Below are 23,962 nucleotides of genomic sequence, written 5' to 3'. Positions count from 1 at the left end.
ACGTCGAGATGGCAAAAGGCGACGCTCTGCGGCGCTAGGCGCTAGGCGCTAGGCGCTAGGCGCTAGGCGCTAGGCGCTAGGCGCTAGGCGCTAGTGGGTCCATGCCCGCCTCGCGCAGCATCGCGCACAGCCGGATCAGCGGCAGGCCGATCAGCGTATTGGGGTCGTCGCCCTCGAGCTTCTCGAACAGGCTGATGCCGAGCCCCTCCATGCGAAAGCTGCCGGCGCTGTCGAGGGGCTGCTCGCGGGCCACATAGTGGGCGATTTCGGCTTCGCTGAGCCGGCGAAACACCACGTCGTAGGTGGCGTGGGACACCTGGTGGCGGCCGTGGGCGCTGTCGAGCAGCGCCAGCCCGGTGATGAAGTGCACCCGCTGTCCGGAGAAGCGTGCCAGGTTGGCGCGGGCGGTGGCCTCGTCGCCGGGCTTGCCGAGGATCTCGCCGTCGAACACGGCCACCTGATCCGAGCCGATGATCAGATGGGCCGGGTATGCCTCTGCCAGGCGACTGGCCTTGGACAGCGCCAGGCGATGCACCAGTGCCTGGGGGGTCTCCCCGGGGCGCGGGGTTTCATCGATGTCGGGGCTGGCACAGTCGAACGGCAGGCCCAGGCGTTCGAGCAGTTGGCGTCGCCAGCGCGAGCTGGAAGCAAGGACCAGGTCCGGCATGGAGTTCTCCTTAGAGACAGGTCGGCAGCGCGATAGAGCGCCAGTCTGCCCCGCGCCGCGCTGGCTTGTACAGCACTGCGAGATGCCGTGCATCGGGGCTTTGACAGGGGCGGGGGGAGTGCCTATCATTGCGCGCCTATGTTGACCACACGACTTCCTCTGCAGGTCGAGCCCTATCGGCTCGCTGCCAATAGCGAACGTCTCGAGGGGCTGGTGCCGCTCGCGGGTTTCGCGCGCCTTGCTGCCGAAGCCGGCGAACAGTCCGGCGATGTCCAAGTGCGCCTGGACTTCGCCATCGATGCCCAGGGGCGTCGCGTCATCGACGGCTGGCTTAGCGCCGAGTTGGAACTGCCGTGCCGGCGCTGCCTGACGCCGATGGCGCAGCGCGTCGAGAGCCAGTTCCTGCTGGGCATGGTCAGTAGCGATGCGTTGGCGGCCGAGCTGCCTAGCACTCATGAACCGGTGCTGGTGGAAAACGAACAGCTGAATCTCCTCAGCGTGCTCGAGGACGAGTTGCTCCTCAGCCTGCCGCAGGTGATTTACCACGACGAGGCGCAGTGTCGCGTCTCGCGCGACCAGCTGACCAGCGGTGAGGCGCCCGATGTCGAAGAGGCGTCCACCGTCAGTCCTTTCGAGGTGCTGCGTACCTTGAAAGACAAATCCTGATTCATCATCGATACACTCTGGAGTGATCTCTCATGGCAGTTCAACAGAATCGCAAGACCCGTTCCAAGCGCGGCATGCGTCGTAGCCACGATGCGCTGAGCGCGCCGACCCTGTCCCAGGACAAGGAAACCGGCACTACCCACCTGCGCCACCACGTCTCCCCGGACGGCTTCTACCGTGGCCGCAAGGTCGTCGACGTTTAAGTCGACGTTCATCCTGGCGGTCATCGCCCGCTGATCATGCGCGTCGCCATCGATGCGATGGGCGGGGACCTCGGTCCCCGCGCCACCGTCCAGGGGGCTGCGCGTGCGCTGCTTTCGCAGTCACGACTCTCTGCCAGTCTGTTCGGTCCTCGGGCGCTATTGGCGGCTGAGGTGGACGCCTTGCCTGCTGATCTGCGTGCTGCCGCCGAGCGTTTGACGCTGTGCGATGCACCGCGGGTGATCGATCAGGCCATGAAGCCCTCGCAGGCGCTACGCGCGCCGCGCGACAGCAGCCTGGCCATGATGCTCGACAGCCTGGTCAAGGGCGATGCCGACGCCGGCGTCAGTGCCGGCAATACCGGTGCGCTGATGGCCCTGGCGCGGCGCGCCTTGGGTACCGTGGCAGGCATTCCGCGGCCGGCGATCAGCACCGCGGTGCCGACCCGTGAGGGCGGCCGCTGCTACCTGCTCGATCTGGGCGCCAACGTCGAGGCGTCCGCGGCGCGGCTGGTCGACTTCGCGCTGATGGGGGCGGTGATGGCGCGGCGCGTGGATGGCCTTGAGGCGCCGCGCGTCGCGTTGCTCAATATCGGCGTCGAGGGGACAAAGGGCAGTGCCAGCGTGCGCGAGGCGGACGCCCTGCTGCGCGAGGTGCCCGGGCTGGACTATCGTGGCTTCATCGAAGGTGACGGTATCTATTCGGGGCGTGTCGATGTGGTAGTGTGCGACGGGTTCGTCGGCAACGCCGTGCTCAAGGCCAGTGAGGGCCTGGCGCGGATGTTGATGGAGCGCGTGCAGGCGACCTTCGATGCCCACTGGAGCAGTCGACTGATCGGTTTGCTGGCGCGTCCGGCGCTGCGGCGCCTCAAGCGCGAGCTCGACCCGGTGCGCTATAACGGCGCCAGTCTGCTGGGCTTGAACGCTATCGTGGTCAAGAGCCACGGCGGTGCCGACGCGGCGGGGTTCGGCTATGCGGTGGGGCGTGCCATGCAGGAGGTCGATCAGGCGCTGCCACAGCACCTGGCGCGGGAACTGGATCACTGGCGGCGTGCTAACGCGTCGGTCGCGTGCGGCCGAGGCGTTAGCGGGGCCGACCCCCGTGGAATGGACGCAGACAACCCCCAGAGGTGATAGCCATGACTCAATCCCTGGCCCTCATGTTTCCGGGACAAGGCTCCCAGCACATGGGCATGATGCGCGAGTTGGCGGAACGCTATAGCGTAGTGCGCACGACCTTCGAGGAGGCCTCGGACGCGCTGGGCTACGATCTCTGGCACGTGGTGCAGGAGGGTCCCGAAGAGGACCTCAACGCCACCGCCTGTACCCAGCCGGCGCTGTTGACGTCGAGCGTGGCGATCTGGCGCGTGTGGCAGGAGCTCGAGGGGCCGCGGCCGGCGGCGATGGCCGGGCACAGCCTGGGCGAATACAGTGCCATGGTGTGCGCCGGGGTGATGACCTTTGCCGAAGGCGTGCGACTGGTCAAGCTGCGCGGCGAGGCGATGCAGGCCGCGGTGCCCGCGGGCGAGGGCGCCATGGCGGCGATCCTGGGGCTCGACGATGGCGCCGTTGAGGCGGCCTGCGAACAGGCGGCTCAGGGTGATGTGGTCTCGGCGGTCAACTATAATGCCCCCGGTCAGGTGGTGATCGCCGGCGCGACGGCGGCGGTGGAGCGTGCCATTGCCGCATGCCAGGAAGCCGGCGCCAAGCGAGCGCTGCCGCTGCCGGTGTCGGTGCCGTCGCACTGTGCGCTGATGCGACCCGCCGCCGAGCGCCTCGAGGCGGCGATGGGCGCGATCGAACTGCGCGCGCCGCGCTACACCGTGGTGCAGAATGTCGATGCGCTGGCGCATGCCGACGTCGATACCCTGCGCACGCGGCTGATCGAGCAGCTCTACCGGCCGGTGCGCTGGACCGCCTGCGTCGAGTCGATGGCGGCACAGGGCGCCGAGGTGTTCATCGAGTGCGGCCCGGGCAAGGTGCTGACGGGGCTCAATAAGCGCATCGCCCGTGGCAGCAAGGGGTTGGCGATCAACGACCCCGATAGCCTGAGCGCGGCGCTCGAACTGGCCCACGAGGCCGGCAAGCAGGGCTGACGCCGGGCGTCGGTCGATCAGGATCATGACTCAATCGGGACAGGCTATGAGCGAAGCGAGAATTGCATTGGTCACCGGCGCCAGCCGCGGTATCGGGCGCGCCATCGCCCACGAGCTGGGCCGCCAGGGTCGCGTGGTGATTGGCACCGCGACCAGCGAAAGCGGTGCGGCGAAGATCGATGCCGATCTCAAGGCCCAGGGGATCCAGGGCGCCGGCCGTTGCCTGGATGTCACCGACCAGGCCAGCGTCGATGCGCTGGTCAAGGCCATTGGCGAGGAGTTCGGCGCACCGACCATTCTCGTCAACAATGCCGGCATCACCCGCGACAATCTGCTGATGCGCATGAAAGAGGACGAGTGGGATTCGGTGCTCGACACCAATCTCAAGTCGGTCTATCGCGTCAGCAAGGCGTGTCTGCGCGGCATGACCAAGGTGCGTTTCGGGCGTATCGTCAGCATCAGCTCGGTGGTGGCGACCATGGGCAATCTCGGCCAGAGCAACTATGCTGCGGCCAAGGCTGGTATGGAGGGCTTCTCCCGGGCCTTGGCGCGGGAAGTGGCGTCGCGCAATATCACCGTCAACAACGTGGCGCCGGGGTTTATCGCCACTGACATGACGGAGGCGCTGCCCGAAGCGCAGCATGAGATGCTGCTCGGCCAGATCCCGCTGTCGCGGCTCGGCCAGCCGGAGGAAATCGCCGCTGCGGTGGGTTTCCTGACCGGTGAAACGGCGGGCTACATCACCGGTGAGACGCTGCACGTGAACGGTGGCATGAACATGCGCTGAAAGCGCGCGGACTGCCCTCGCGTCGCGTATGTTGCGTCGTCTGGAGGCGGTCTATACACTACCCCGCAGCTTTTTGGGCTAGCGGATTTCGAACGGCTGGATTTTCAACGGCTATTTTGAACGACTGGAGTGACCACATAATGAGCACTATCGAAGAGCGCGTGAAGAAGGTTGTGGCCGAGCGCCTGAACGTCAAGGAAGAGGACATCCAGAACACCTCCTCCTTCACCGAAGACCTCGGCGCCGATTCGCTGGATACCGTCGAGCTGGTGATGGCGCTCGAAGAGGAATTCGATACCGAGATTCCCGACGAAGAAGCCGAGAAGATCACCACCGTTCAGGAAGCGATCGACTACGTCAACGCTCACCAGTAAGGTGTGACGTCAGCGTCTCACGCTGCCGGATCGCGGCCAGTGGCCGTTACGGGAGCCGTCCTGCAAGCAGGACGGCTCCCGTTTTCGTATGGCGCTGACGCCCGCTGACCGCCGGTTTGACGCGGATGGTTTCGTGACGGCCACAGGTCGCTCAGGTTCAGGTATAATGCGCGCAAAACGGCACGCAGCCTGCTTGGCGTGGCCGTGCCATCAAGGGTGTTTGGAGGAGAGCTGATGTCTCGGAAAAGGGTCGTGGTGACCGGGCTCGGTCTGGTAACGCCGGTGGGTAACACCGTCGACGCGAGTTGGGCGAATATTGTGGCCGGCAAGAGCGGCATTGCCGCCATCGAGCATTTCGATGTCAGCGGCTTCAACACGCGCTTCGGCGGCTCGGTGAAGGACTTCGATATCAGTCCTTACCTGAACCCCAAGGACGCGCGCAAGATGGACCTGTTCATCCAGTATGGCGTGGCTGCGGGAGCGCAGGCGATCAGCGATGCCGGCCTCGAGTGCACCGAGGACAACGCCGATCGCATCGGCGTGGCAATCGGTTCGGGGATCGGCGGGCTGCCGATGATCGAGCACAACCATAACGCCCTCAACAAGGGCGGTGCGCGGCGCATCTCGCCGTTCTTCGTGCCGGGTTCGATCATCAATATGATCTCCGGCAACCTGGCGATCCAGCATGGCTTTCGCGGGCCCAATATCGCCATCACCACCGCCTGCACCACCGGCACCCACAACATCGGCTACAGCGCTCGCACCATCGCCTACGGCGACGCCGACGTGATGATCTGCGGCGGTGCCGAGATGGCCACCACGCCGCTCGGCCTGGGCGGCTTCTCGGCTGCGCGTGCGCTGTCGACGCGCAACGACGATCCCGCGGCGGCCAGCCGTCCCTGGGATCGCGACCGCGACGGCTTCGTGCTCTCCGACGGTGCCGGCGTGATGGTGCTCGAAGAGTACGAGCACGCCAAGGCGCGCGGGGCGACCATCTACGCCGAGCTCAAGGGCTTCGGCATGAGCGATGACGCCTACCACATGACCGCGCCGCCGGAAGACGGCCGCGGGGCAGCGCTATCGATGCAGAATGCGGTGCGCGATGCGGGCATCGACGCCGCCAGCATCGACTACATCAACGCCCACGGCACCTCCACGCCCGCCGGCGATCTCGCCGAGAGCCGCGCGGTCAGGAAGGTCATGGGCAGTGGCGCCGAATCGGTGGCGGTCAGCTCCACCAAGTCGATGATCGGCCATCTGCTGGGGGCCGCCGGGGCGGTGGAGGCGGTGTTCAGCGTGCTGGCGATCCGCGATCAGGTGGCGCCCCCGACCATCAATCTGGACACCCCCCAGGAGGGCTGCGATCTCGACTACGTGCCGCACACGGCGCGGGAGATGAAGATCGACGTGACGCTGTCCAACTCGTTCGGCTTCGGCGGCACCAACGGCTCGCTGATCTTCACCCGCGTCTGAGGCGGCCGCGTGGATACGCTGCCGCTCGACGATCGCGGACTGGCCTACGGCGATGGCCTATTCGAGACCGTGCTGCTACGGGACGGCCAGCCGCTGCTGTGGCGCGAGCATCTGGCGCGGCTGCAGCGCGGTGCCGAGCGGCTGGGGTTCGCCGCGCCCGATGCCGATAGCCTGCGCGCCTGCTGTGCCGAAGCGCCAGCCGGGCTCGCCGTGCTCAAGCTGATCGTCACCCGCGGCAGTGGCGGGCGCGGCTACCGGCCGCCGGCCGAAGCGTCACCGCAACTGCGCTGGCAGGTTGGTGCGTTTACCCCGCAGCCCGAGCGCTGGCGTGACGGCGTACGGGTGCGTCACTGCCGGCTGCGCCTGGGGCGCCAGCCGGCACTTGCCGGGATCAAGCACCTCAACCGCCTGGAGAATGTGCTGGCGCGCAGCGAATGGCAGGACGACGCCATTGCCGAGGGCCTGCTCAGCGACAGCCACGGGCTGCTGGTCGAGGCGACCTGCATGAACCTGTTCTGGTCGCGGCACGGTCGCCTCGAGACCCCACGGCTGGAGAACTGCGGTGTGGCCGGGACCCTGCGCGAGGCACTGCTGGCGGAGCTGGCCATCAGCGAGGTCGAGGCCGGCCCGGCGGTACTGCTCGATGCCGAGGCGGTGTGGCTGGGCAATTCGCTGCAGGGCCTGTGGCCGCTGGTACGGCTGGACGACGCCCAAGGCGAGTGCCTACGCCGCTGGACGCTGGACGCGCGTCACCGCCTGTTGCAGGATGCCGCGCATGCGCTGTTGGGCTATCCGTCGCCACGTTGAGACGGGAATGATCGAGGATACGAGATGCGAGTGGTGAAAGGCCTGCTGGTGCTGGTCATAGTGGCGGCAGCCGCCGTCTATGGGGGCTATCGTTATTGGGAGTCGCGACTCGAGGCGCCCCTGGCGTTGGCCGAGAACACCCTCTACGAGGTGCCGCGCGGCGCCGGCTACAATCGTGTGGTGGCCGACCTGGCGGCGCGTGGGATCATCGCCGACGACTGGGCGTTTCGGCTGCTGACGCGGATCGAACCCGAGTCGGTGCCGCGCCTGCGCGCCGGCGAGTACATGCTCGAAGCGGACATGAGCGGCCGCGAGCTGATCGAGCTGCTGGGCAGCGACCGTGTGGTCACCTATCCGCTGACGATTCCCGAGGGCTGGACCTTCCGCCAGATGCGCCAGCTGCTCGACAACGCCCCCAAGCTCGACAATCGCACCCAAGGCCTCTCCGACGACGAGGTGATGGCGCTGCTCGACCGCGAGGGCGTGCATCCCGAGGGCTGGTTCTTCCCCGATACCTATCGCTACCACAAGGGCGTCAGCGACCTGGAGATCCTTCAGCAGGCGCTGAGCCGTATGGAGCGAGTGCTGGAAGAGGTGTGGGAGGCGCGCGACGACGACCTGACCATCGACTCGCCCTATGAGGCGCTGATCATGGCCTCGCTGATCGAGCGCGAAACCGGCGCGCCGGAAGAGCGCCGCGAGATCGCCGGGGTGTTCAAGCGACGCATGCAGACGGGCATGCGGCTGCAGACCGACCCCACGGTGATCTACGGCATGGGCGAGCGCTACGAGGGGCGCATCACCCGCGCCGACCTGCAGGAAGCCACGCCCTACAATACCTATGTGATCGACGGCATGCCGCCGACGCCCATCGCCATGCCCGGGCGAGCCTCGCTCGAGGCCGCGGTCAACCCGCTGCCCGGCGAGACGCTCTATTTCGTCTCCCGGGGCGACGGCACCCATCACTTCTCCCGTACGCTGCGCGAGCACAATAACGCGGTCAATCGGTATATACGGAATCGCTGATTACGGAGCGGCAGTAGCCATGCAGCAGCGCGGACGTTTTATCACCCTCGAAGGCGGCGAAGGGGTCGGCAAGACCACCAACATGGCCTGGGTCTGCGACTGGCTCGGCGCCCGCGGCATCGAGGTGGTACGCAGCCGCGAGCCGGGCGGCACGCCGCGCGCCGAAGCGATCCGCGAACTACTGCTCGACCCTGCCAGCGACGAGCCGCTGGACGACGATGCCGAGCTGCTGCTGGTGTTCGCCGCCCGCGCCCAGCATCTGGCGCGGGTGATCCGCCCGGCGCTGGCGCGCGGCGCCTGGGTGGTGTGCGACCGCTTCACCGATGCCACCTTCGCCTACCAGGGCGGCGGGCGCGGCCTGCCGGCGGCGCGGATTGCCGCCCTGGAAGATTTCGTGCAGGGCCAGCTGCGCCCCGACCTGACCCTGCTGCTGGACATGCCGCTGGCGGCGGCCCGACAGCGCCTGGCAGCGCGAGGCTCGCAGCCGGACCGCTTCGAGCGCGAGCGCGAGGCCTTCTTTACACGGGTCCGTGATGCCTACCTGGCGCGCGCCGCCCAGGCGCCCGAGCGCATCGCGGTGATCGATGCCGGCGGGACGCTCGATGCCGTTCAGGCCCAGCTCGGTGAGCGCCTGGCAGCGCTGCTGGAGGCCCCGTCATGAGCGTCCCCGCGCCTTATCCCTGGCAGCAGGCGCTGTGGGAGCGGCTCACCGCTCAGCAGGACGCCGGGCGCCTGCCCCATGCGCTGCTGCTCAGCGGTGCGCACGGGGTCGGCAAGCAGGAGCTGGCCGAGGCGATGGTGGCGCGCAGCCTGTGTCAGGCGCCCGGCGCGCTGGCCTGCGGCCGCTGCCATAGCTGCGCGATGCTGTCCTCGGGCTACCATCCCGACCTGCTGCGGGTGTCGCCGGTGGAGAAGAGTCGCCAGATCCGCATCGACCCGATCCGTGAGGTCAACGCCTTCGTCAATCAGACCGCGCAGCAGGGCGGTTACCGGGTGATCGTGCTGCAGCCGGCCGAGGCCATGAACGTGGCCGCGGCCAACGCGCTGCTCAAGAGTCTCGAGGAGCCCGGCGAGCGCACCCTGTTCCTGCTGCTGGCCGATATCCCCTCGCGCATGCTGCCCACCATTCGTTCGCGCTGCCAGCAGTGGAGCCTGGCGGTGCCGCCAGCAGCGGCGTGCCTCGAATGGCTGGGCGAGGCGCTCGGCGATGTCGATGAAGCGCCGTTCTGGCTCGAGGCCGCCGGTGGGCTACCGCTACTGGCCCGCGAGATGGCCGACCCCGAGGCCCGCGCGCTGCGCCAGTCGCTACACGAGCTGTTCGATGCGCTGGTACGCGGTGCCGAGCCGGTCGCAGAGGCGGCGCGGCTGTCGGGGCAATCGGTGGAGCGCATCCTGTGGTACGGTATTGCCTGGCTCGAAGACCTGATTCGGCTGGGGCTGTCGGGGGATCGCCGGCAGCTGCGCAATCCCGACCTGCTGCCGCTGTACCGGCAGGCGGTCAAGAACGCGCGTATTCACGACTGGTTCCGGCTGCTCGACTATGCTCAAGAGCAGCGCCACCTGCTGGCAGTGGGCGGTAACCCCAACCCACAGCTGGTGCTGGAAGCCTGGCTGGTGCGCTGGTCGGCGCTGCTGCGTTCGTGAGCCACCGTGCTCTCCCGGTTACCCTAGAGGCGATCTCCATGGCCGCTCAGAAAGCCCTATCACTGCCGATTCCCGATGTGCCGACGCTGCTGCAGGCCTATATGCCGACGCTGGAGCGCGGCGGCATCTTCGTGCCTACCGAGGCGCGCTACGAGCTCGGTCAGGAGGTCTTCCTGCTGTTGACCCTGCCCGGCGAGAGCGATCGTCTGCCGGTCACCTGCCAGGTGGTGTGGATCTCGCCCCCGGGAGTCTCCGGACGGCGCCGGCCGGGCATCGGGGTGCATTTCAGTGCCGACGACAAGGCCGTGCGCGACCGTATCGAGACGCACCTGGCGGGGCATCTCGACAAGGGAGCCGCCACCTATACCCTCTAGCAGCGCCGTGCGCTGACACTCACTCACCGTTCTGGTATCACACCGCATGTTCGTAGACTCGCACTGCCACCTCGACCGACTCGACCTCAGCGCCTTCGATGGCGACCTCGGCGCCGCCCTCGACGCGGCCCGTGAGCGTGGGGTCAGACAGTTTCTGGCGATCGGCGTGACCCTCGAAGAGGTGCCCGCGGTGGCCGCCATTGCCCGCGTGCATCACGACGTGGTGATCTCGGCGGGGGTCCACCCGCTGCACCGGGTGGATCAGGAGCCCAGCGTCGAGGCCATCAAGGAGGTGGCCGAGCGCTATGCGGCCGTGGCCATCGGCGAATGCGGCCTCGACTACCACTATCTGCAGCGCTCGCCCGAGACGGTGCCGAGTCGTGAGGTCCAGCGCGAGCGCTTTCGGCGCCAGCTGATCGCCGCCAGCGAGCTCGAGCTGCCGGTGATCATCCACACCCGCGAGGCGCGCGACGAGACGCTGGAACTGATCAAGGCGCACACCGACCCGGCTGTGGGTGGGGTGCTGCACTGCTTCACAGAAGACCTCGGCATGGCACGCGAGGCGGTGCGCCACGGCTTCTATATCTCGCTGTCGGGGATCATCACCTTCCGCAATGCCGGCGCGCTGCGCGAACTGGCGCGCCAGATTCCCCTCGACCGCCTGCTGATCGAGACCGACAGCCCCTACCTGGCACCGGTACCGCATCGCGGTGCGTCCAACCAGCCGGCCTGGGTGGTCGAGGTGGCCGAGTGCATCGCCACCGAGCGCGGGATCAGCGTCGATGAAGTGGCGATGCAGACCACCGCCAATTTCTACCGGCTGTTTCGCCAGGCCGCGCCCCACGCGCCGGCCGAGATGCGCGATAGCCTGGCCACCGCCGGGCTGGTCTGAGCGCGTCGCATTACCGGGAGAATGCCATGTCCTTCGAACCGCTGCTGAGCGCCACCCACGCCACCGGGGCGATTCCGCCCCTCGAGCGCTGGCATCCGGCGCTCAGTGGGCGCATGGACCTGACCATCCGCGCCGACGGTCAATGGCTGCATGAGGGCACGCTGATCCGTCGTGCATCACTGATACGGCTGCTCTCCACCCTGCTGCGTCGTGAAGCGGACGGCGAACACTACCTGGTCAGCCCCGCCGAGAAGTGGCAAATCGCGGTCGAGGACTGCGCCTTCGTGGTCGTCGATGCCGAGCGCGATGGCGACAGCTGGTGGTTGACCACCAACGTCGGCGACCGCGTGGCGCTGGGCGAGGAGCAGCGGCTGACGGTCACCGCCACGCCGGAGGGCACGCCGGTGCCGCAGGTTGCGGTGCGCTTCGGCCTGGCCGCTCGGCTGGGGCGCAACGTCTTCTACCGCCTGGTGGAGGAGGGCGAGAGTCGCGCGGTCGATGGCCGCGAGCAGCTAGGGCTGGTCAGTGCCGGCCACTGGCAGCCGCTCGGTGAACTGGAGGCGATGTGAAGCTCACCGACGAGCAGCGCGCGGTGGTCGCCCACGCCGGCGGCCACGCCCGGGTCGCCGCGGTGGCCGGGGCCGGCAAGACCACCACCATGGTGGCGCGGGTGCTGAACCTGCTGGCCCGGGGCACACCGCCGTCGCGACTGCTGGTACTGATGTTCAACCGCGCCGCGCGGGAGGATTTCACCGCCAAGCTGGCGCGCTGGGCGCCACCCGGCCAGGCGCTGCCCGACGTGCGTACCTTCCACTCCATCGGCCATCGCCTGACCGGCACCCTGACCCGCTGGGGGGTGCTGGCGCCGCGTGAGCTGCTGGCCCAGGAGTGGCAGCGCGAGCGGCTGCTGCGCCAGGCCGTGCAGCACAGCCTGCACGGCGACGAGGTGCAGCTCGAGTCGGCGCTGGACGGCGACCGGCTCGAGGCCTTCGGCCACTTCTGCGAGCTGGTCAAGGCCGAGATGGAGGCGCCCCAGGCGCTCTACGAGCGCCTCGACTTCGGTGACGACACCGGCCACTTCGTCGATGCCTTCGACGCCGCCGAGGCGCTGCTCGAGCAGCACCGTCTGATGACCTACGCCGATCTGCTGTATCGGCCGCTGCGGGCGCTGGAGGCCGATGCCGCACTACGCCAGCGGGTCGAGGGCTTTCTCGATCATGTCATCATCGACGAGTATCAGGATATCAACGAGGCCCAGCAGCGGCTGCTGGCGCTGCTGGCCGGCGAGCGGGCCGCGGTGATGGCGGTGGGTGATGCCAATCAGTGCATCTACGAGTGGCGCGGCGCGCATCCCGATACCATGCTCGAGGACTTTACCCGCACCTTCGGCGCCGCCCACGACTATCCGCTGTCGACCACCTTCCGCCACGGTGATGCGCTGGCGCTGGCGGCCAACCATGCCATCGCCGCCAATCGGCGGCGTCCCGACCAGCTGTGCCTGGCGGCGGCGGACAACCCCAGGACCCGCCTGAGCGTGGCCCAGGGCGGCAGTGCGCTGGTCGAGGCACTCGATGCCTGGCAGCGTGACGGCCGGGCCCTCAGCGACGGCTGCGTGCTGGTGCGCAGCTGGGCGCTGTCGGTGTCGGTACAGCTGCAGCTGCTGCGCGCCGGGCTGCCGTTTCGCCTGGCCCGCGAGGACCGTTTCGTGTTCCGGCTGCCGCTGGTGCAGGCGCTGGCCGGCTACCTGCGCCTGGCGCGTCAGCCGGCGCTGCTCCAGGATCCCGCGCATCTGCTGCTGCTGCTCGCCCAGCCGACGCCCTTCGTGGCCCGCGAGCGGCTGCAGGCGCTGGCCACGCGGCTCGCCGAGTCGCAGCAGTGGCCGAGCCGCGACGATCCGCTGCTGGCCAGCCTCAAGCCGATCCAGCGGCGCAACCTCAAGCGCCGCTGGGCGCTGCTCTGCGACCTGCCCAAGTTGGCCGCCTGGCCGCCGTCGCGGCTGCTGGCCGAGGTGGTCGAGCGCCTCGATGCCGAGAAGGTACTCAAGCGCGCCGCGGCGCGGCGCGAGAAGGGCGAGGAGGACGTGCGCCTGCTCGACGTGCTGATCGAACAGGCCGCCGAGCTCGACCATGACCCGGAGGCCTTCATTGCCCTGCTCGAGCGGCCGGTTCAGGATGAGGCGATGGGCGCCGGCGACGCCGAGGGCATCCTGATCTCCACCGTGCACGGCGCCAAGGGCCTGGAGTGGCCGCTGGTGGCACTGTGGGGCGTCAACGAAGAGGATTTCCCCCACTACAGCCGTGACAACCCGCTGACCCCGGAGCGCCTGGAAGAGGAGCGACGGCTGTTCTACGTCGCCATGACGCGCGCCCGGGAGCAGCTGCTGATGGTCCACGACGGCGGCGAGCACCGGCCCAGCCGCTTCATCGCCGAGAGTGCCTGGGATGACTGCCAGCGGGTGGCGGATGCGCTGGGCGCCGCCGACCCGCCCCAGGCGCCGTTGCCGGTCGCCTCGCCGGCGCTGGTGGAGCGCTACCTGACCGCCAGCGGCCGAACGCTGGACGTCAGCGCCGCCGCCAGCGGCGTCGCCAGCCCGCCGGGCCACTACGCGGCGGCGGCCTTCGATGTCGGTCAGCGCGTACGCCATGCGGTGTTCGGCGAGGGCGAGATTCAGGTGGTCGAGGGCGACCCGGCCAATCCGGTCATCGAAGTGCGCTTCACCCACGCCGGCAAGCGCCGCCTGATCGCCCTGCGCGCGCCCCTGGAACCGCTTGGAGAATCCGCATGAGATCACCGCTGATTGACGCCGCGACGCTGCAAGGTCGCCTGGCGGCCACGCCTGTCCCGCAGCTGTTCGACTGCCGCGCACGCCTCAAGCAGCCAGACGCCGGCGCGGCACTTTGGCAGCAGGCGAGCCTCCCCGGCAGCCTGCACCTTGACCTCGATCGCGACCTGGCGGCAGCGCCGGGGCAGGGCGGCCGTCATCCACTGCCGAGCCGCGAGGATTTCACTGCCACCCTGCAGCGCCTGGGCGTCTCGCCGTCCCGGCCGCTGGTGGTGTTCGACGACATGGGCGGCCAGCTGGCCGCGGCGCGGGCCTGGTGGATGCTGGCCTGCTGGGCCGGCCATCCCGAGGTCTACGTGCTCGACGGCGGCCTGGCGGCCTGGCAGGCCGTCGATGGAGCGCTGGTGCCAGGTGCTGACGCGCCCGCGGCAAGTGACTGGCGGCCGGCATTCGATGAAGCGGCCTGGGTCGATGCCGATGAGGTGTTCTCGGGGCGGGCGCTCAAGCTCGATGCGCGCAGCCCGGCGCGCTTTCGCGGCGAAGAGGAGCCCATCGACCCGGTGGCCGGCCACATTCCCGGCGCCCGCTGCCGGCCGAGCGCCGCCAACCTGGATGAGAGCGGCCGCTTCAAGCCCGCCGAGCAGCTGGCAGCCGAGCTGCCGCGCGCCGACGAGCTGGTCAGCTACTGCGGCTCCGGGGTGACCGCCTGCCACACTATCCTTGCCTATGCGGTGGCCGGCCTGCCGCTGCCGCGGCTGTATGCCGGCTCCTGGAGCGAGTGGATCGAGGACCCGGCGCGACCGGTGGCAAGCGGCGACTGATCCGCTACCTTTACCCCTGTGACGTCCCACCCGGCGCCAGGGAGGCAGCGATGAACTTTGCCCTGATCGGTGCGGCGGGCTATATCGCCCCTCGCCATATGCAGGCAATACAGGCGACCGGCCATCGACTGGTGGCCGCCTACGATATCAACGATTCGGTGGGTGTGATCGACTCGATCTCCACCGACTGCGCCTTCTTCACCGAGTTCGAACGCTTCCTCGAGCACGCCTGGTGGCGCAAGCGCGAGGGGCAGGCCCTCGACTATCTGGTGGTCTGCTCGCCCAATCATCTGCATAGCGCACACGTCACCGCCGGGCTCTACCTCGGCTGCGAGGTGATCTGCGAGAAGCCACTGGCGGCCAGCGTCGAGCAGCTCGACGAGCTGCGCCGGGTGGAGGCCGACAGCGGCAGGCGGGTGTACTCGATCATGCAGCTGCGTCACCACCCGGTGATCCATGAGTTGCGCGACCGGGTCGAGCGTGACGGGCGCGACAATCATGAGGTGGACCTCACCTATATCACCTCCCGCGGTCCCTGGTATCAGGAGAGCTGGAAGGGCGACCCGCGTCGCTCCTTCGGGGTGGTGGCCGATATCGGCATTCACTTCTTCGATATGCTGCAGATGGTGTTCGGCGACCTGCAGCGGCTCAGGCTCCACTATCGCGACGCCCACAAAGCCAGCGGCTATCTGGAGTATCGCCGGGCACGGGTGCGCTGGTTCCTGTCCATCGATGCCGAGGACCTCCCCGAGGAGGTGCGCGGGCGGCAGCCTACCTACCGTTCGGTGACCTGCGACGGCGAGGCGTTCGAGTTTTCCGCCGGCTTCACCGACCTGCATACCGTTAGCTATCGCGAGATCCTCGCCGGGCGCGGCTTCGGTATCGAGGCGGTGCGCCCCTGTCTGGCGGCGGTACAAGCGATTGGCGAGGCAACGCCGGAGCCGCCGCGGGACGATGAGCAGCACCCGCGGCTGCGCACGCTCGACGTGACGCCAGACGTCGGCAGCGGCGGGAAGTGAGCATGGCGATGGCCTTCGTCGACCTGGCCGCCCAGCAGGCACGGCTCAAGCCGCGCCTCGATGCCGCCATCCAGGGCGTGCTGGCCCACGGGCGCTATGTGCAGGGCCCGGAGGTGGCAGCGCTCGAGGAGCGTCTCGCGGCGCGGGTCGGGGTAGCCCACTGCATCGCCTGCGGCAGCGGTACCGCGGCCCTGCAGCTGGCGCAGATGGGGCTCGGCATCGGCCCCGGCGACGAGGTCATCGTGCCGGGATTCGGCTTCGTGGCCAGCGCCGAAAGCGTGGCACTGTGCGGGGCGAAACCCGTCTACGCCGAGATCGCCCCCGACACTCTGCTGCTCGAGCCCCAGGCGTTGGAGGCGCTGATCACTCCGCGTACCCGGGCGATCATGCCGGTCTCGCTGTTCGGCCAGTGTGCCGATATGCAGGTGATTGGCGCGGTGGCCGAGCGCCACGGACTGGCGGTGATAGAGGACGCCGCCCAGAGCTTCGGCGCCCGCCGCCATGGCCGTGCTTCGTGCGGCCTTAGCCGGGTGGCCTGCACCAGCTTCTTTCCCAGCAAGCCGCTGGGCTGCTACGGCGACGGGGGGGCGCTGTTCACCGACGACGAGGCGCTGGCGACGTGCCTGCGGCGCCTTATCAACCACGGCGACGCGGGGCGCTACCGGCATCTGCAGCTGGGCATGAACAGCCGCCTGGATACGCTGCAGGCGGCGATCCTGCTGGTCAAGCTCGACGAATTCGACGCGGAGGTGGCGCAGCGCCAGGCGGTGGCCGAGCGCTATGACCGGCTGCTGGCAGCGCTGCCGCTCGATCGCCCGCGGTTGCTGCCCGGCAACGCCAGCGTCCACGCCCAGTACACCCTGCAGCTGGAGGGGCGCGACGCGGTGGCGGCGCGGCTGAATGATGCCGGGATTCCCACTGCCATCCACTATCCCCGTCCGCTCTATCGCCAGCCGGCGGTGGCCGACCCGGCGCGCCGGCTGAGCGCCTGCGAAGCGGCCTGCGAGCGGGTGCTCAGCCTGCCCATGCACCCCTACCTGGAACAGGAGCAGCAGGAGAGGGTAGTCGAAGCCCTGGACGACGCCCTGCGCGGACGGTAAGCCGAAAAAAATGCCACCGGCCCGGGGCCAGTGGCATTGGTCTTCTTAGCGCTTCGAACGCCCGGCCAGCGCCGGGTTACATATTCGGATAGTTGGGCCCGCCGCCGCCCTCCGGCGCCACCCAGGTGATGTTCTGGGCCGGGTCCTTGATGTCGCAGGTCTTGCAGTGCACGCAGTTCTGGAAGTTGATCTGGAAACGCGGCTGGCCGGCGTCGTCCTCGACGACTTCATAGACCCCCGCCGGGCAGTAGCGGCTGGCCGGCTCGGCGTACTTGGGCAGGTTGTCGCGGATCGGCAGCTCCGGGTCGGCGAGCTTGAGGTGACAGGGCTGGTCCTCTTCGTGGTTGGTGTTGGAGAGGAACACCGAGGAGGCCTTGTCGAAGGAGAGTTTACCGTCGGGCTTGGGGTAGTCGATCTTCTCGAACTCGCTGGCCGGCTTGAGCGCCGCGTGGTCCGGGGTAGTGTCGTGGACAGTCGGCAGCTTGCCGCCCAGCAACTGGTCGAGGAAGTTGTAGGCGCCGCCGCCGACGGTGCCGTACTTGTGGATCGCCGGGCCGAAGCTGGCGCTCTCCTTGAGCTCGGCGTAGGCCCAGCTGGCTTCCCATTTGGTGGTGAAGGCGGTCAGCTCCTGGCCGCCTTCGTCGCCCGCGGCAAGCGCCTCGAAGACGCTCTCGGCGGCTACCAGGCCCGACTTCATGGCGGTGTGCAGACCCTTGATCTTGGCGAAGTTGAGGGTGCCGGCGTCGCAGCCGATCAGCAGCCCGCCGGGGAAAGTCATCTTGGGTAGGCAGTTGAGCCCGCCCTTGGTGATCGCCCGGGCGCCGTAGGCGACTCGCGAGCCGCCGTCCAGGTACTGCTTGAGCTGCGGGTGGTGCTTCATGCGCTGGAATTCGTCGAACGGCGACAGCCAGGGATTCTGGTAGGAGAGATCCATGATCAGGCCCACCACTACCTGGCTGTTCTCGGCGTGGTAGAGGAACCAGCCGCCGTGGGTATCCTTGGCCAGCGGCCAGCCGGAACCGTGCAGCACCAGGCCCGGCTCGTGCTTGTCGGCGGGCACGTCCCACAGCTCCTTGAGGCCGATGCCGTAGTGCTGGGGGTCGCGGCCCTTGGCGAGGTCGTACTGCTCGATCAGCCGCTTGCCGAGGTGGCCGCGGGCGCCTTCGGCGAACAGGGTGTACTTGGCGCGCAGCTCCATGCCGGGCATATGGCCGTCCTTGGGCTGGCCGTCGGCGGCCACGCCCATGTCGCCGATCAGGATGCCCTTGACTACGCCATCCTCGACGATGGTCTCCTGGGCGGCGAAGCCGGGAAAGATCTCCACGCCGAGGCTCTCGGCCTGTTCGGCCAGCCAGCGGCACAGGTTGCCGGCGCTGATCACGTAGCGCTGGATGTCGCCGCCGGTGTTGTGCATGCTCTTGGGCACCAGCGCATTGGGCAGCTTCTGGGCCTTGTCGGCGTCCTTGAGCAGATACAGCTCGTCGCGAATCGCCGGGGTGGTCAGCGGGGCACCGCGCTCCTCCCAGTCGGGAAACAGCTCGGCCAGGGCACGGGGCTCGAACACCGCGCCGGAGAGGATATGCGCGCCCACCTCGGAGCCTTTTTCCACCACGCATACGGTGAGTTCCTGGCCTGCGTCGTTGGCCTGCTGCATCAGGCGGCAGGCCGCTGAGAGGCCCGCGGGCCCGGCGCCGACGATGACGACGTCGACCTCCATCGAATCGCGTTCTACGTGTTCCACCTGCTCTCTCCTCCACGGTCTGGTCGCTGCCTGTCATTGTGCTTGATCAGGCGATGGCATAACAGGTTATATCAAATCTGGATTAAAACGGTCGTTTGCTTCTAGTTTCTGGCCATGATATGCATAATAGATGCACTGCAACACCCCTACATAAGGTGGTAACCGACGTTCGACCCGAACCTCAGGGGATCGTCGTTGCCAGCAAGCGAGGGACGTCGACGGGTGAGTCCCGAGCGGTGCTGCCATCTGCGAGAGCCTTGCTCAGAGCACGCAAGCGCAGACTTTTGTGCAGTGTTTCCCTACTGCCTAGTGAACCAAGCGAGGACACTATGAAGGTACTGGTCGCGGTCAAACGCGTCATCGACTACAACGTCAAGATCCGCGTCAAGCCGGATCACAGCGACGTCGACCTCACCAACGTCAAGATGGCCATGAACCCCTTCTGCGAGATCGCCGTGGAAGAAGCGGTGCGGCTCAAGGAAAAAGGCGTGGCCACCGAAGTGGTCGCGGTGACCGTCGGCCCCAAGGCCGCCCAGGAGCAGCTGCGCACCGCGCTGGCGCTGGGCGCCGACCGCGCCATTCACCTCGAGACCGACGAACGGGTCGAGTCGCTGGCGGTGGCCAAGCTGCTGGCCAAGGTGGTGGAAGACGAGCAGCCGGGGCTGACGATCCTCGGCAAGCAGGCCATCGACACCGACAACAACCAGACCGGCCAGATGCTGGCGGCGCTTAGCGGCCTGCCCCAGGGCACCTTCGCCTCCGAGGTAGCGGTCGACGGTGACAAGGTCGCGGTGACCCGCGAGATAGACGGCGGCCTGCAGACCGTCGAACTCACGCTGCCGGCCATCGTCACCACCGACCTGCGCTTGAACGAGCCGCGCTACGCCAAGCTGCCCGACATCATGAAGGCCAAGAAGAAGCCGCTCGACGTCAAGACCCCGGCGGAGCTGGGGGTCGAGGTGGGCTCCCGGGTCAGCCTGCTCAAGGTCACCCCGCCCCCCGAGCGCCAGGGCGGCGTCAAGGTCGGCTCCGTCGACGAGCTGGTGGACAAACTCAAGAACGAAGCCAAGGTGCTTTAATAGGAGTCGATCATATGAGCATTCTGGTTCTCGCCGATCTTCACGACGGCCATCTCGCCGACGCCACCGCCCACGTGGTGGCCGCGGCCCACGCCATCGGCGGCGATATCCATGTCCTGGTGGCCGGTGACGGCGTCCAGGCCGCCGCCGAGGCCGCCGCCCAGCTCGACGGAGTGAGCAAGGTGCGCCTCGCCGACCACGCCGTCTACGCCCACCAGCTGGCCGAGCCCATGGGCGCGCTGCTGGTGGCGCTGGCCGACGACTACAGCCACGTGCTGGCCTCTGCCTCCACCACCGGCAAGAACGTGCTGCCGCGGCTTGCCGCGCTCAAGGACGTCAGCCAGCTCTCCGAGATCATCGCGGTGGAGAGCGCCGACACCTTCCAGCGGCCGATCTACGCCGGCAACGCCATTGCCACGGTCAAGAGCGACGACCCGCTCAAGGTGATCAGCGTGCGCACCACCGCCTTCGACGCCGTTGCCAGCTCCGGTAGCGCCGCCATCGAGGCGGTCGACCACGTTGCCGACAACGCCCAGTCGCGTTTCATCAAGGAAGCGCTCGCCGCGTCCGACCGCCCCGAGCTCGGCGGCGCCAAGATCGTCATCTCCGGCGGCCGCGGCATGGGCAACGGCGACAACTTCAAGCTGCTTGACGGCATTGCCGACAAGCTGGGGGCCGCCATCGGCGCCTCACGGGCCGCGGTGGACGCCGGCTTCGTGCCCAACGACATGCAGGTCGGCCAGACCGGCAAGATCGTTGCCCCGGATCTCTACATCGCCGTGGGTATCTCGGGTGCCATCCAGCACCTGGCGGGGATGAAGGACTCCAAGGTGATCGTGGCGATCAACAAGGACGAGGAGGCGCCGATCTTCCAAGTGGCGGATTATGGATTAGTCGGTGATCTGTTCGAGGTGCTGCCGGAGCTCGAGAGCAAGCTGTAATACCGCGCCCTTGCAGGTCGTGCCACAGCGCCCCGCCTAGTGCGGGGCGCTGTCGTCTCTGGCCTGGCCAGGATCGTCGGCATGTAAAAGCCCCGCCACGCTGGCGGGGCAAATAACGATGCGAAACGCCAGTCAGGCGCGGGGTCAGAACGCGTAGCTGGCCGAAAGCCATAGGCTGCGGCCGTCGAGGTAGATGCCGTCGGTGGCGCGGCCGGTCTGGGTGAAGCGGTAGGCGTGGTAGGTCTCGCCTTCATGCTGGTAGGCATCGGCCTTGCCGAAGTCCTTGTCGGGAAGGTTATAGACGGTGCCGGTCAGGCGCACGCTGTCGGAGACTTGGTAGGAGGCGCGCAGGTTGAACAGCTCATAGCCGTCGAGCCTGTTGCCCACCTGCTCATAGAGCGACAAATTCTGCCCCGACGTGGGGAGCCCGCCGGGGAAGCGTTCGCGAGAGGCGTAGTACTCGCCCTCCAGGGTGGTGCTCAAGCGCTCGTTGACGTCCCAGGTGAGGCTCGCGGTGAGCTTGTGCTTGGGGGTGTTGCTGAGCACCAGGCCTTCGCCCTCGCCGGAGGTGATCTGGGTGTCGGTATAGGTGTAGCCGCCGCTCAGCGACCAGGCGGGGGCGAACCGATAGCGGGCATTCAGCTCGATGCCGCGAGTCTCCGCCGAGTCGATGTTGATCAGCTGACTGAAGCCTTCCTGTGCGGTGAAGTTGCCCACGCTCAAGCAGTTGCCCAATCCGGCATTGGGCGTATTGCCGTCATCATCGACATACTGGCAGTTGGGAATGTCGTCGGCGCTGGCGATGCGATCGCTGAAGCGATTGTAGAACAGCGTGGCGCCGGCCGAGAAACCGTCGAGATTGTCATACAGGGCGCCAAGCTCGTAGTTGGTGCTTTTCTCGGGTTCGAGGTCGGGAGAGCCGATGGAGACGGTTTCCCCCTGGCCGGTAAAGCCGGTGATGCCATCGTGGAGCTGATTGAGCGTGGGGGTCTTGTAGCCGCGGCTGACCCCGCCTTTCAGCGTCCAGTGATCGCTGGTGTTCCATACCAGGTAGCCGCGCGGGCTGAAATGGCCGCCGAAGGCGTCGTGGTGCTCGTAGCGCCCGCCCAGGGTCAGTGCCAGGTCATCGCGCAGCCACCACTCATCCTCGGCGAACAGCGCCCAGCTACTCTGCTCGAAGGCGCTGCTGCCCGCGGCGCCGTCCTCGAGGCGCGAGTCGATGTACTGCCCGCCGAGGGTCACCATGTGGGCACCGATGGGCGCGACGAACTTGCTGTCGACGGTAATATCGCGATTTTCGAGTAGCCGCGGTTCGCCGCCTGCGGCGTGATAGCCGTAGGCGGGTGCGCTGCCTGCCGGCAGGGTACGGCCGAGGGTCTCGGTGGTGGAGTGGGTCATGCTGCTATCCCAGGTTCCCGCCTCGAGACGTGCCGAATGGCCGAGTGCCAACTGGTCGCGGTGGAAGCGTAGCTCGTCCTCGTAGCCGAAGATGCGCTCCGGGGTGTCCAGGTTGCCAAGGCGCCCGTCGCTGTTGTCGTAGACCTGCCGCGAGCGCTCCAGGTCGAGCCATAGCGCATGGGTGTCGTCTGGGGTCAGGGTCAGCCGGCCGCCGAGCGAGGCGATGCGCCCTTCGCTGGGGCGCGGGTCGCGTCCGCTGCCGTCCTCGATCAGGCGCTCCGAGCCGTCGCGGTCGAACAGCCGTCCGCGCAGCTGCAGACCCAGGGTATCTTCGATCAGCGGCCCCGAGGCGTAGAGATTGAGGGTCTGGGCGTTGCCGGCACTGCGATCCTGCTGGAAGGTGCTGTCGACCGACAGGTTGCCGGTCCAGGTGTCGCTGACCGGGCGGGCAATGATATTGATCACCCCGCCCATGGCATCGGAGCCGTAGAGCGTCGACATCGGCCCGCGGATGACCTCGATGCGCTCGATGCTCGTTAGCGGTGGCATGAAGCTGGTCGAGGTCTCGCCGAAGCCGTTGGGGGTGACGTCGCCGGAGGCATTCTGGCGGCGCCCGTCGACCAGGATCAGGGTATAGGCGCTGGGCATGCCGCGGATGCCGATGTTGAGCCCGCCGGTCTTGCCGGTGCCGCTGCGTACGTCGACGCCGGGCACGTCGGCGATGGCGTCGGCAACGTTGGAGAAGCGCTTGCGCTCGAGCGCCTCGCGGGTCACCACCGAGATACTGGCCGGTGCGTCGGCCAGCGCCTGTTCGAAGCCGGCGGCGGTCACGACGATATTGTCGAGGCGCGGTGTATCGTCGGCAACCGCCGCCAAGGAAGCACCGGCCGCGGCAATGGCGACCGCCAGGGAGCGTCGAGACGCATGGATCATGAGTTCACCTTAGAATGATGCTGATTATTGAATGATATTGATTATCAAGTGCAGGTGAATTCTAACCACACAGGCAAGCGCCGGGGAGGGGGCGGTCGGGAACGCTGCGTTGCTCAGGATGCAACGCTGAGGTCGGTGGACGGGGGGTGCCATTCGGGCGGGACATGGCGGCGCAGGAAGTCGAGCATGGCGCTGACCTTGCCCGCCTGATGGCCGTGGGCGTATAGCAGGTTGACCGGCAGACTGGGGAGCTGCCAGTCGGACAGGCAGGCCTCGAGCTGACCGGGATGGGCGCGCTCGCGGCGCTCGGCGAGCCAGCGCGGCATGATGCCGAGACCCTGGCCTCTGGCGATGGCGTCGGCCTGCAGCATGGGCTGGTCGAGGCGCAGGCGCGAGCGCGGCGGCTGGAGCAGAAACTGTGTACCGTCGCGCCGACGCAGCGGCAGGCCGTGCGCGGCATCGCCGAGCAGGTCGATCCAAAGGTGATCCAGCAGCTGTTCAGGCTGCTGCGGACGCCCGTGGCGTGCCAGGTAATCCGGGTGGGCGTAGATGCCGCGGGACAACAGCGTTAGCTGTTCGCAGCGCAGGCTCTCCTCCATGACGGGCCCGAGAGTGACATGGATGGCGCTGCTTTCGGCGCTGGCATGGAAGCGCCCGTGGGTTCTCAGGGTGACATCGATACGTGGATGGCGCGTCATGAAGTCGTGCAGTACCTGGGTCACCCAGGGCCGGGTCAGCGCAGCGTGAACGTCGACCACTAGCTCACCGCTGATCTCATGGTGCAGCGCTGCGAGAGCCGCCTGGCTCTGCTGCGCCAGCTCCAGCATGCGCTGGCAGTAGCCGTGAAACAGCGCACCGGCCTCGGTGGGCAGCAGGCGATTGGATTGACGGCGCAGCAGCGGGTAGCCGAGACGCGCCTCGAGCTGGCTGATGCGTCGGCTCAGCGTCGACTTGGACAGGCCCAGGAGCCTGGCGCTGCGGGTCAGATTGCCGGATTGCATGACCGCATCGAAGGCGGTCAGTTCGTCGAAATCGTGCATATCACGCGCATCCAGGAGGTTCCTCGGTCTGGCTGGGCAGCACCAGTATGCCATGAAGGGGTGCTTATATATAAATGGTTCTTTTTATCATTGGTGTTTGAG

24 protein-coding genes are annotated in these 23,962 nt (G+C 67.7%); 20 read left to right on the top strand and 4 right to left on the bottom strand.

The features are described from left to right. Positions 1-76: 76 nt before the first annotated feature. Entirely contained in the window at positions 77-667 is a 591-nt protein-coding gene (locus tag BWR19_12000) for a septum formation inhibitor Maf (GenBank protein APX93598.1), read from the bottom strand. A 138-nt stretch (positions 668-805) separates the two neighbouring features. On the opposite strand from BWR19_12000, the gene BWR19_11995 reads away from it, so the two are divergent. From BWR19_11995 to BWR19_11910, 18 genes are all read left to right on the top strand, one after another. After that, positions 806-1,333 (top strand): hypothetical protein, encoded by a 528-nt coding sequence (locus BWR19_11995; GenBank protein ID APX93597.1) that lies wholly within the window; start codon positions 806-808, stop codon positions 1,331-1,333. Positions 1,334-1,365: 32 nt separating this feature from the next. After that, a complete protein-coding gene (locus BWR19_11990) occupies positions 1,366-1,536 on the top strand; it encodes a 50S ribosomal protein L32 (protein ID APX93596.1) in 171 nt (56 codons plus the stop codon). A 30-nt stretch (positions 1,537-1,566) separates the two neighbouring features. Next, positions 1,567-2,667 carry a phosphate acyltransferase gene (locus tag BWR19_11985; protein ID APX93595.1) on the top strand — a complete coding sequence of 367 codons (1,101 nt, stop codon included), beginning with the start codon at positions 1,567-1,569 and terminating at the stop codon, positions 2,665-2,667. 5 nt (positions 2,668-2,672) lie between these two features. Continuing rightward, on the top strand, positions 2,673-3,629 hold the full coding sequence (locus BWR19_11980) for a [acyl-carrier-protein] S-malonyltransferase (GenBank protein ID APX93594.1): 957 nt from the start codon (positions 2,673-2,675) through the stop codon (positions 3,627-3,629). 25 nt (positions 3,630-3,654) lie between these two features. Beyond that, complete coding sequence (gene fabG, locus BWR19_11975) at positions 3,655-4,416, top strand: 3-oxoacyl-ACP reductase (GenBank protein APX93593.1); 762 nt, start codon at positions 3,655-3,657, stop codon at positions 4,414-4,416. 140 nt (positions 4,417-4,556) lie between these two features. Continuing rightward, on the top strand, positions 4,557-4,790 hold the full coding sequence (locus BWR19_11970; GenBank protein ID APX93592.1) for an acyl carrier protein: 234 nt from the start codon (positions 4,557-4,559) through the stop codon (positions 4,788-4,790). A 234-nt stretch (positions 4,791-5,024) separates the two neighbouring features. Further along, the gene (locus tag BWR19_11965; protein ID APX93591.1) at positions 5,025-6,263 is read left to right on the top strand and encodes a beta-ketoacyl-[acyl-carrier-protein] synthase II; all 1,239 of its coding nucleotides are present in this window, start codon (positions 5,025-5,027) and stop codon (positions 6,261-6,263) included. 9 nt (positions 6,264-6,272) lie between these two features. Continuing rightward, positions 6,273-7,070, top strand: coding sequence for an aminodeoxychorismate lyase (locus tag BWR19_11960; protein ID APX93590.1), 798 nt, complete (start codon positions 6,273-6,275; stop codon positions 7,068-7,070). 24 nt (positions 7,071-7,094) lie between these two features. Next, positions 7,095-8,096: a BCR, YceG family protein gene (locus BWR19_11955; protein APX93589.1), complete on the top strand. Its 1,002-nt coding sequence runs from the start codon at positions 7,095-7,097 to the stop codon at positions 8,094-8,096. A 19-nt stretch (positions 8,097-8,115) separates the two neighbouring features. Then, positions 8,116-8,757: a dTMP kinase gene (locus BWR19_11950; protein ID APX93588.1), complete on the top strand. Its 642-nt coding sequence runs from the start codon at positions 8,116-8,118 to the stop codon at positions 8,755-8,757. Beyond that, a complete protein-coding gene (locus BWR19_11945; protein APX93587.1) occupies positions 8,754-9,740 on the top strand; it encodes a DNA polymerase III subunit delta' in 987 nt (328 codons plus the stop codon). The genes BWR19_11950 and BWR19_11945 overlap by 4 nt, the downstream gene beginning before the upstream one ends. Positions 9,741-9,778: 38 nt before the next feature. Further along, positions 9,779-10,114, top strand: coding sequence for a pilus assembly protein PilZ (locus BWR19_11940; protein APX93586.1), 336 nt, complete (start codon positions 9,779-9,781; stop codon positions 10,112-10,114). A 46-nt stretch (positions 10,115-10,160) separates the two neighbouring features. Beyond that, on the top strand, positions 10,161-11,006 hold the full coding sequence (locus tag BWR19_11935; protein APX93585.1) for a hydrolase TatD: 846 nt from the start codon (positions 10,161-10,163) through the stop codon (positions 11,004-11,006). A 26-nt stretch (positions 11,007-11,032) separates the two neighbouring features. Then, a complete protein-coding gene (locus tag BWR19_11930; protein ID APX93584.1) occupies positions 11,033-11,575 on the top strand; it encodes a hypothetical protein in 543 nt (180 codons plus the stop codon). After that, on the top strand, positions 11,572-13,791 hold the full coding sequence (locus BWR19_11925) for a DNA helicase UvrD (protein APX93583.1): 2,220 nt from the start codon (positions 11,572-11,574) through the stop codon (positions 13,789-13,791). The genes BWR19_11930 and BWR19_11925 overlap by 4 nt, the downstream gene beginning before the upstream one ends. Further along, on the top strand, positions 13,788-14,609 hold the full coding sequence (locus tag BWR19_11920; GenBank protein ID APX93582.1) for a sulfurtransferase: 822 nt from the start codon (positions 13,788-13,790) through the stop codon (positions 14,607-14,609). The genes BWR19_11925 and BWR19_11920 overlap by 4 nt, the downstream gene beginning before the upstream one ends. A 50-nt stretch (positions 14,610-14,659) precedes the next feature. After that, entirely contained in the window at positions 14,660-15,628 is a 969-nt protein-coding gene (locus BWR19_11915) for an oxidoreductase (protein APX93581.1), read from the top strand. A gap of 8 nt (positions 15,629-15,636) precedes the next feature. Beyond that, positions 15,637-16,728: an aminotransferase DegT gene (locus tag BWR19_11910; protein ID APX95007.1), complete on the top strand. Its 1,092-nt coding sequence runs from the start codon at positions 15,637-15,639 to the stop codon at positions 16,726-16,728. A 76-nt stretch (positions 16,729-16,804) separates the two neighbouring features. Here the strand turns inward: BWR19_11910 and BWR19_11905 are convergent, their stop codons facing one another. Further along, positions 16,805-18,469 (bottom strand): electron transfer flavoprotein-ubiquinone oxidoreductase, encoded by a 1,665-nt coding sequence (locus BWR19_11905; protein APX93580.1) that lies wholly within the window; start codon positions 18,467-18,469, stop codon positions 16,805-16,807. Positions 18,470-18,798: 329 nt separating this feature from the next. Here BWR19_11905 and BWR19_11900 point away from each other — a divergent pair, with 329 nt between their 5' ends. Further along, positions 18,799-19,548 carry an electron transfer flavoprotein subunit beta gene (locus tag BWR19_11900; GenBank protein APX93579.1) on the top strand — a complete coding sequence of 250 codons (750 nt, stop codon included), beginning with the start codon at positions 18,799-18,801 and terminating at the stop codon, positions 19,546-19,548. Between the two features lie 14 nt (positions 19,549-19,562). Continuing rightward, positions 19,563-20,489 carry an electron transfer flavoprotein subunit alpha gene (locus BWR19_11895; GenBank protein ID APX93578.1) on the top strand — a complete coding sequence of 309 codons (927 nt, stop codon included), beginning with the start codon at positions 19,563-19,565 and terminating at the stop codon, positions 20,487-20,489. A 144-nt stretch (positions 20,490-20,633) separates the two neighbouring features. On the opposite strand, the gene BWR19_11890 is transcribed toward BWR19_11895, so the two are convergent. Continuing rightward, a complete protein-coding gene (locus tag BWR19_11890; GenBank protein APX93577.1) occupies positions 20,634-22,820 on the bottom strand; it encodes a TonB-dependent receptor in 2,187 nt (728 codons plus the stop codon). A 113-nt stretch (positions 22,821-22,933) separates the two neighbouring features. Beyond that, the gene (locus BWR19_11885) at positions 22,934-23,860 is read right to left on the bottom strand and encodes a LysR family transcriptional regulator (GenBank protein APX93576.1); all 927 of its coding nucleotides are present in this window, start codon (positions 23,858-23,860) and stop codon (positions 22,934-22,936) included. Positions 23,861-23,962: the final 102 nt, after the last annotated feature.

It is taken from the genome of Halomonas sp. 1513, assembly GCA_001971685.1.
Taxonomy (GTDB): Bacteria; Pseudomonadota; Gammaproteobacteria; order Pseudomonadales; family Halomonadaceae; genus Franzmannia.
This window is presented reverse-complemented; position numbering and strand designations above follow the sequence as displayed.